The 6,444-nt window shown below is 50.5% G+C and carries 7 protein-coding genes; 2 read left to right on the top strand and 5 right to left on the bottom strand.

Annotated features, from left to right (window positions below):
* Positions 1-235: 235 nt before the first annotated feature.
* Positions 236-487: a hypothetical protein gene (locus PGU50_RS17675; protein ID WP_270247619.1), complete on the top strand. Its 252-nt coding sequence runs from the start codon at positions 236-238 to the stop codon at positions 485-487.
* Between the two features lie 23 nt (positions 488-510).
* Here the strand turns inward: PGU50_RS17675 and PGU50_RS17670 are convergent, their stop codons facing one another.
* The gene (locus tag PGU50_RS17670; RefSeq protein ID WP_270247617.1) at positions 511-2,181 is read right to left on the bottom strand and encodes a recombinase family protein; all 1,671 of its coding nucleotides are present in this window, start codon (positions 2,179-2,181) and stop codon (positions 511-513) included.
* Positions 2,182-2,379 carry a hypothetical protein gene (locus PGU50_RS17665; protein ID WP_054328110.1) on the bottom strand — a complete coding sequence of 66 codons (198 nt, stop codon included), beginning with the start codon at positions 2,377-2,379 and terminating at the stop codon, positions 2,182-2,184.
* Here PGU50_RS17665 and PGU50_RS18045 point away from each other — a divergent pair.
* Entirely contained in the window at positions 2,353-2,592 is a 240-nt protein-coding gene (locus PGU50_RS18045) for a hypothetical protein (protein ID WP_004612762.1), read from the top strand. The two genes, PGU50_RS17665 and PGU50_RS18045, sit on opposite strands and share 27 nt — an antisense overlap.
* 27 nt (positions 2,593-2,619) lie before the next feature.
* On the opposite strand, the gene PGU50_RS17660 is transcribed toward PGU50_RS18045, so the two are convergent.
* From PGU50_RS17660 to mobQ, 3 genes are all read right to left on the bottom strand, one after another.
* On the bottom strand, positions 2,620-3,957 hold the full coding sequence (locus PGU50_RS17660) for a virulence-associated E family protein (RefSeq protein WP_270247620.1): 1,338 nt from the start codon (positions 3,955-3,957) through the stop codon (positions 2,620-2,622).
* On the bottom strand, positions 3,926-4,570 hold the full coding sequence (locus PGU50_RS17655) for a CHC2 zinc finger domain-containing protein (protein ID WP_117685613.1): 645 nt from the start codon (positions 4,568-4,570) through the stop codon (positions 3,926-3,928). Before PGU50_RS17655 ends, PGU50_RS17660 begins: the two co-directional genes overlap by 32 nt.
* 64 nt (positions 4,571-4,634) lie before the next feature.
* Positions 4,635-6,215 carry a MobQ family relaxase gene (mobQ, locus tag PGU50_RS17650; protein ID WP_173900606.1) on the bottom strand — a complete coding sequence of 527 codons (1,581 nt, stop codon included), beginning with the start codon at positions 6,213-6,215 and terminating at the stop codon, positions 4,635-4,637.
* Positions 6,216-6,444 lie beyond the last annotated feature (229 nt).

The following is a 6,444-nucleotide window of genomic DNA, read 5'->3' as shown; positions in this document are numbered from 1 at the left end:
CAGGGGTTAGTATATAGAAAACGCTATGTTTTGACCCCGGCATCATGTCATTTAGTTAAGTTACAGGGTTAGCCCCTAATTGTGGGTCTAACCCAAATTTTTTCAAAAAAGCTACCCAAAGGGTTGACATAGGGTGCAAAATGTGCGGTCGCTCTCGCTACTGATAAATTTGTTGAGGTAGCGAGAGCGGCCCTTGAATTAGTGGTATATCACTTTCTCAAGGAGGCACATGATCATGATCCATCAACAAATCAAAGAACTGTTTTTTTCTTCTGTGGAACACATTGTTTCTGATATTTCACAGTATGCTGTCCATCCCGATTCCGATTTCAAGAGAAGCAAAAAAATCCCTGCCCAGAAACTTATTTCCTTTCTCGTTTCACAAGGCTCATCTTCCACCAGGGTTGAAATGTTTTATCCCCAACTAGGTGTAAAACTCTGCTCGATGGCGGGCGGCGGCGTACAAAAATCTATATGGTGTTTTTAAGAGAACCGTCCCGGCGGGACAGGTCAGGCAGTGACCTGTTCCACCTCCGGGATGGGTTTGAGATTAAAATGAATTTCGATAGAAATGTGTCTTGTTTTATCTTCGTCAATGCGCTCATGCACGACGATTTCTTTGATTAAGCGGTTAAGGGTGGCTGCGTCCAGCTCTGTGATGTTGGCGTATTCCTGAATGGCTTCCACCCATTGTTTTGCGTCATTGGCAAGCTGGACTTCATCGGACAGCCGCTTTCTGCCCTCGGACACTTTTGTTTTAAGTTCCGTCTGCTCGGTCTGTGTCTTTTCCAGCATGGTATTGAAATTCTGCTCACTGATACGCCCTGCAATCATATCCTCATACAGCCGCATGACCATTTTGTCCAGAACCTCAATCCGTTCCTCGTCCCTTGTAAGGGAGCGTTCCATTGCTTCCCGCTGTTCCCGCTGCTCGGCTTCGCAGGTATTGGTCAGGCGGTCGGCAACCGCTTCCCCGTCCATCAGGGCGGCTCTGGCACATTCCCGGATTTTTCGCAGCACATGGCTGTAAAGGGTGTCATAATCAATCCGGTGCTGGGTGCAGTGGTTCTTTCCAAAGGCATTGTAGGTCTTGCAGGAGTAAATCCGCTGGGGATGTTTTTCGTTTGTGTAGCGTATCGTCAGCGACTTCCCACACTCGCCGCATTTTATCAGTCCGGCAAACAGGCTGATTTCATTGGTCTGCCCCGGACGCTGGCGGGATTTCAGCTTGTTCTGCACAATATCAAAGCTCATGCGGTCAATCAGCGGTTCATGCTGTCCCTCCACTACAATCCAGTCCTCCGGCTTCTTTTCCCCAATCGTGCCGATTTTGAAACGGTAGTCTTTTTTCTGGGAAGCAATCGCCCCGGTGTAAACGGGATTCATCAAAAGGTCTTTGATAACGGAGAAGTCCCACATATACCGTCCGTTTTCCGGGTCTTTCTTTTCCCATTTGGTTCGGGTATTGCGAAGCCCCCGTTCCCGGTTCCACCATGTGGGGCAGGGGATTTTTTCTTCCTCCAGCCGTCTGCGGATATAGTTCGGACCATGACCGTTTAGGGCATATCCGAAAATCAGCCGCACAATCGGGGCGGTTTCCTCGTCAATGAGCAGATGGTTTTTGTCCTCCGGGTCTTTCCGATACCCAAACGGGGCAAGACACCCGGTAAACTGTCCTTTCTGCGCTTTCAGAAGATAAGAGGAATGGACTTTCTTGGAAATATCCTTGCTGTACATCTCGTTCAGGATATTCTTGAACGGGGCAATATCGTTGTTATCACGCAGGGTGTCGATACCGTCATTCATGGCGATATAGCGGACACCGTTTCTTGGGAAAAAGTCCTCAATCAAATGCCCGGTTTGCAGATAGTTACGCCCCAGTCGGCTGAGGTCTTTCGTGATGACAAGGTTGATCTGCCTGCGCTCAATGGCTCTCAACATTCTCTGTAAATCAGGACGCTCCATGTTAAGACCTGTGAAGCCATCATCCTGATAGACTGCCACAACCTCCCATCCCTGCTTTTCGCAGTATTTTTCCAGCATATCACGCTGGTTTGCGATACTGGCACTTTCGCCTTGCAGGTCATCGTCCTTTGACAGCCTGCAATAGACCGCTGCACGATACCCTCCGGCAAGTGCCGAACCGATTGTTCTGTATTCCATTTCGTTCATCATAGCCATTTACCCACACAATCCAGACGGTATCTGGCTCTTTTGAACCTCATCTTCATTATACTTCATATCTTTCTTTTTAGCAAGATATTCTTTCGTATTTGTTTTGCCGTATTTCTGGGAAATCAGGCTGACGAACACATCGGTTGCGTCCAGTTCCCCGTCAAACACAGTAGTCACATGAATCTCTGTTTTGTTTTTTGCCATAGGCAGTTATCCTCCATACATGAAAATAGCCAGACAGAGGGTGTCGGCAACGAAGTCCGGCAACGGGCTTCAAAAGACCTTGCAAACAATCTCAATCTGGCGATGATTACTATTTATACTTTTCTTTTATTTTTCTGTTGTTTTGGTTGTTATAAGGGAGAAAAGCCCGGAAATAAGGGGTTTTCCCCGGCAACCGGCTCGGCAACGGGATAGCAACAGGGGGGCAACGGGCTGTCATTTTCAGAATGGAAGCTCCATCTGTTCTGTGACCTCCACAAAACCGTCCATCGTTTTTTCAGACGGGTTGCCGGAGTCCGTTGCCGGGTTTTCACGCTCCCAGCCCTTTTGTCTGCCATATTCGGAAAACATTCTTGGGTTCGGGAAGTACCGCCAGCCGGAAATGCACTGGTTCATAATCTCGTTGATTTCCCGGATTTCCCATTGCTTCGGCTCGTCAAAGGCATGGTTCAAGGCTTCCTTGTAGAGTTGCTTGGAACAGACCATACTCCCGGTGTACTTATCAAGATACGCCTGTATCATCCCGGCTTTGGTGTCCTCCGGCATAAAATCCCGCTGGTGTTCTTTGAGATACCGCTGCATGGCGGGGCTGAAAGCCAGCTTGAACCTGCCGCTTCGGTAAATCTCCATCGCTTCCGCCCACATCTGCTCGATATAGGCTCTGGAAGCAGCTTCGTCCTCCAAAATGTGAACCTCGGCTTGCTCCGGGTACACCATGACGGGGATAAAGCGGCGGTTGCCGGAACGGTCAAGGGGCAGGAAGTCAAGGGCATTGGAAGTGCCGCCAAACACGCACTGACGGGGGCGGTCTGCCGGGTGGGTTTCATAGGGTATCTTGTAAACTTCTTTCTGCCGGCTTAAAAATGACTTGATTTCCTCAATGCTCTTGGCGTTGGCGGTTGCCATCATTTCCGACATTTCGATAATCCAGTGACCTTGCAGCTTGCGGTACACATTGTCATCGTCCAGCTTCCGCAAATCATCGGAGAACCACTCGTCCCGGACTGCCAGCAGACGGAAGAAGGTGGACTTGCCAGCCCCCTGACCGCCTACCAGACAGAGCATGATTTCAAACTTACACCCCGGCTGAAAGGCTCGTGAGATTGCACCCAGCAGGAACAGCTTCAACGCTTCATAGGTGTAATCGTCTGCGTCAGCGCCCAGAAAGTGCCGCAGACAGAAACGGATTCGTTCTGTCCCGTCCCACACAAGGTCACTTAGGTAGTCCCGGATGGGATGGTACTTGTTTTCATTCGCCACAATCCCGATGGCGTTATCAATCTTTTTCTCATTGGTAAGCCCGTAGGTTTCTTCCAGATAGAGAAGCAGATACTTCATATCTGTATCGTTCAGGGCGGTGCTTTCCCTGTGGAAGCCGATGGGCTTTATGATGTCCTTGCGGTCAGTCAGGATGTTGTATGCGATAGCCCCGGAAAGCAGCGGGTCACGCTGGAATACAGTCAGGCAGTTCCGTATGCTCTGACGGACACCGCCTTTCTCGGTAGTTTCCAGCCCCTCCTTGATTTCCTCAATGCTCTGGGGTGGCTGCATGGCGTTCATGGTGTTTTTTAGTTCTTGCTGCGTCTGCGGCGGCAAGCTCTGCCATTCGCTGTTCAAGCTGTATCACATCCTTTCCGTAGTCCGTAATCAAAGCCGCTTTTTCCTCTGTTTCCCCGAACAGCAGCACATCCAGCAGATACTCCACTTGGTCTTGCTTCTGTAAGGCTTCTATAAACCGGGGATGAAAGGCTTCCTCCGGGGAGTGTGGGGCGTAGTCCGTTCTCCATGCCCGAAGCAGATGGAGATAATCGGCAAGAATACGGAAGCAGCGGTTCTTTGCTTCCTGAAACTGTTCCTCCGGGGATTTCTGCCGGGGCTTTGGCTTTTTTTCCTTTCCCGGCGGTTTCCAGTCCTCATAGGAAAGCCCGAAGTCCTGTGCCAGCTGTACGGCGGCTTCTTTCTTTCTCAGCCCATACAGGGCGGCGGCAAAATCAATCACATCCCCATCCGCACCGCAGCCGAAGCAGTGGTAACGCCGATCCAGCTTCATGCTTGGGGTTTTATCGTTATGGAACGGGCAGCAAGCCATCCCGTTCCGACCTACATGGATTCCATAATGCTCCGCAGCCTGTCTTGTTGTGACGGACTGCTTCACAGCTTCAAATACATTCAAATCTATCCCTCCTTGAAAACAAAAAAGCACCTGACATTCTCTGATTGAAAATGGCAAGTGCCTGTTAAAGTTCCATATCCTGTTGTTTGTGTTTCGTCTGTGCCGGGACAGTTCTTTGTGCTTTTTTCTCGTCAGCCTTATCCTGCAAGACTTCCTTGATAGGCTGCTTCTTGGGCGGCTCTTTGCTTTCTTCTGTGCCGGGTGTAGCTTTCCGTACCCAGTAGCGGATGTCCCGCAACTTCTTCAAATCAGCCTGTACCTCGGTCAAAGGTTCTTTCAGCTCTGCGATTTCGCTGAGAAGTTTTTCCTGCTCCTCTTGCAGCTCATTTTGGGTACTGTCCTTATCGTCCGGGTGCTTGGCAAGGTAGGCGGCGGCTTTCTCATACCGGGCAACCTCCGGGTGTTCCTGTTTGAATTTCTCCTTTGTTTTCTTAAAAAACATCTTCTGGTACTTCTCATAGACAGGCTTACATTCCTTGCAGTCTGTCCGGCTGGCAAGAATCCCGTCAATCACTTTGCTGCGGGCTTCCTTTGGCTTCATCTGATTGCGGTAATCTGCGGCTGATTTCCCGGAAGATTCCAGAAATGCTTCTAAGTCCTCCACAGTGGAAAGCCCCTTTTGCCGGAGATAGGATAGGGCTTCGCTGACTGCCTTTAAGTCCTGTGAAGTCCCCCGGTTCTGTCCAGCCCTTGTCCAGTCCTTCCGTTCTTCCTTTCGTATCTCCATATACTTCATCAGCAGATTGGGAAGAAGTGTCGCTTCCTCCGCCGCTTTTTGTGCAAGCAGCTCCTTCCGTTTTTCTCCCAGCTCGGTAATCCAGCCTTTGAGGTTTTGGATAAGCTGCCGGATGGACTTCATTAGGCGGTTGGCAGCTTTGATTTCCCGGTTCAGGTTGCCGATATTTGTCTGGATACCACGCTTTTCCATCTGCTGGACAGCAGCCCCCTCATGGACAGTAGGGATAATATCAAGCCCCTGTCTGGCATAGGAACGCAAGTCCACACGCTCCGGGCGGTCATTGGCTTCCAGATAGCGGTTCTGGATTACTTCCCATTCATGCCGCCAGATTTCACAATATTTCTGGTCGTTCCAGTCAACCGTATCCTCCTTGTGGCTTTTCCACCTGCCGGACGGAAGTTTTATCCGTTCTCCGCTTTCATCAAGGTCATAAACCTTGCGGCTCTTGGGAAGCCATTTCCCATGTTCGTCTATTGCCCTCATAGTGAGCAAGACATGGGCGTGGGGATTGTGTCCCGGCGGATGGGGGTCGTGGATGGCAAAGTCAACGATCATGCCTTTGGAAACAAACTGCTGCTGGCAAAACTCTCGGACAAGGACAGCGTACTGGTCAGGCGGTATCTCTCTGGGGATGGTAAGCACCCACCGCCTTGCAAGCTGGGAGTTCCATTGCTTCTCCACCGCTTCGGCGGCGTTCCATAAGGTATTACGGTCTGCATACTCCGGCGGGGCATTTGCTGGGAGCAGAATCTCATTGTGGACGATACCACGCTTTTCCGGGTAGTGCTTCACTTGCTGGTCGTATTCACAGAACAGCTTTTCGCCACTCTGGTAAGCAGCGGCGGCAACCGCAGACTGCCGCTGGCTGCGCTGAACAATCGTGATTTCGTTGTGTGGACAGGGCATTTCGTGTCCCTCCTTTCGCTAATTGGTGGACGGGGTGGCGTTTTACCATCTCATTTTGGGCAGAAAAAAAGCAGGAGACCTTTTTCAGATTTCCTGCTCGGTGTGCCGCTATGTGGGCGGCGGGTATTTAATTGTAAAAGTTCGGGGCAAGTTGACCCGATGTGAAGCTGACAGTCGAGTAGACTAAGACCTCTCAATCTTAGCCCCTCACAGATCCGTACGTGCGGCT

The sequence above is a fragment of the Coprococcus sp. AM11-30B genome (genome assembly GCF_027674365.1).
GTDB classification, from domain to species: domain Bacteria; phylum Bacillota; class Clostridia; order Lachnospirales; family Lachnospiraceae; genus Allocoprococcus; species Allocoprococcus comes.
This window is presented reverse-complemented; position numbering and strand designations above follow the sequence as displayed.